At 58.9% G+C, this 2,035-nt stretch carries 1 protein-coding gene and 1 pseudogene; both read right to left on the bottom strand.

Annotation, left to right across the window (positions count from 1 at the left end; genetic code table 11):
* Nucleotides 1-514, bottom strand: a pseudogene (locus DWW12_RS09635) (SIS domain-containing protein); the annotation flags it as partial.
* A gap of 170 nt (nt 515-684) precedes the next feature.
* Complete coding sequence (locus tag DWW12_RS09630) at nt 685-1,899, bottom strand: MFS transporter (protein ID WP_199570789.1); 1,215 nt, start codon at nt 1,897-1,899, stop codon at nt 685-687.
* Between the last annotated feature and the right edge of the window lie 136 nt (nt 1,900-2,035).

The following is a 2,035-nucleotide window of genomic DNA, read 5'->3' as shown; positions in this document are numbered from 1 at the left end:
GGCGGTTGAGCAGGCGCAGGCCGAAGCAGTCGGCGAGGTAGTAGCCCATCTCGCAGCCGCCGTTGCCATGATCGGAAGCCATCTTGACGCAATTCTCGGCGCCGACAGCCTGGCCGATGAGACCCTCGGGCTTGGTCATGGCGTAGACGCGCACGCCCATGCCCTTCATCTTCTTGACGGCCTCGAGGACCTCGGGGGTGGTTCCGGACTCGGAGGCGGTGAGCACGACGGACTTCTCGGGCATGCGCTTGTGGCCCATGACGTTCCACTCGGCGGCGAGGATCAGGTAGACCTCGAGGTCGCGGTCGCCGAACTTGTTCATGAGGTACCCGAGCTGCATGAGCTCGTCCCAGGTGCCGCCGACGCCCATCAGGAAGACGGCGTCGTAGCCCTCGTCGGCGACCTTGTCGGCGAGCGCGGTCATCTTCTTGCCGGTCTCGTAGACGTTCTTGCCGTCCTCGACGTAGCCCTCCTGGCTAAAGTGCATGATCTCGATCTTCTCGGTTTCCTTCATGGTTTGTCCTTTCTGTCCTGCACGCGAATCTATATATCGCGTTTCTTTTCGATACCAATTATAGACATACACCTAACGTGTTTTTAATACCACTTATCAATCTGCTCCAATCCTCGGTGAACGGTCGAAATTCTCTGGTGAGTGGTATTAAATTAGAATTGAATGTATAGCTAACGCCTCTGGCGCCTCCCTTGTGTGACAAAGAACAGCGTTCCTACCAGCGCAATAATGGTCGATGCCCCAAACAGCACCGCCTGGACGCCCAAAGCCTCCGCCAAAAACGGAGCCGCCAGCAGCGGCAGCACGCCGGCGCTCATCAGGCCAAAACGCACAAAGCCGGTAATGCGCCCCAGGTATTTGATGTCGGCGCGCTCCTGAATCAAGATCATCTGCAGCGGTTCCAGGAATCCCCAGGCCAGACCGTTAATCGCCTGACCGATAATCGCGACCCCCAGCATATCGGTGCCCACGTACACCATGGACCCAATGCCCACGGCCATGAGCGCGCCGAGCAACAATCGCAGGTTGACATGGCGAGCAGAAAGCTTGGTCAGGATGAACGCACCCACCGAGGAAGTGAGGCCTACGACCGAGGACAGCCAGCCCAGCCAGACGATATCCACGTTGAGCACATCGCGGTAGAACAACGACTCCAGCGAATCGAACGCGCCAAACGCAAAGAAGCCCAAAAAGCCCGAGATAAAGATGAGGCGCAAGTCGTGATCGCGAAACGTAAGTCGCGCACCCTCGGCCATGCCGCCCAGAATACCGCCCTTCGGCTTCCCCCCTTTTGCGGGAGCAACACACTCGTGACAGCCCAAGGAGAGCACGGCCGCCACACCCATCATGCCCGCCATGAGCAGATAGACCGATTGCGTGGCAAAACAGCTCACGATGGCACCACCGAGCAGCGGGCCAGCGGTATAGGCGATATTGCTGTAGAACACCATGAGACCGTTCACGCGGGTACGGCCCTCGGTGGTCGACTCCAGGTATCCCGGAAACGCATGCGTGCAGGTGTTGATAAAGCCGCCCGCAAGTCCCAAGACGCACGCGGCAAACACAAGCCCGGGGACAGACAACGGCGCCAACCCCACGCCAAGCGATAGCACTGCCGTAATCACGCACGTCACAAACGACGTCCGGCGCGGTCCAAAGCGATCGATGACCGAGCCCGACACCATATTGCCCACCGACGTCATAAGATTGCGCACGAGCGTAATGGCGGCAACCAAAAAGGCCGTGCCAGCCAGATCATACGTGGCCGCACCGATAAGCCCCAAAAAGTAGACCGCGTTGTTGGCGCACCACTGCAGGGACTCAATAAGAATCAGCCTGACCTCTGCCGGCGTCAGGCGCATTGCTTCGCGATCCTTCGCGAACATACGAACTCCTTCTATACAAAAAGGGGATGGAGGGCATAGGCCTGCTCCATCCCCTTTCCAGGTTGCAACGAAAATCTATGCAGCCGGGCCCTTACGCCAGCACGCCGAAGAACGCGCCGATGATGCCCACGACCAT

This window comes from Collinsella sp. AF14-35, assembly GCF_003464565.1.
Lineage (GTDB): Bacteria > Actinomycetota > Coriobacteriia > Coriobacteriales > Coriobacteriaceae > Collinsella.
The sequence above is the reverse complement of the archived record's forward strand: the minus strand, read 5'-3'. Positions and strand labels throughout refer to the sequence as shown.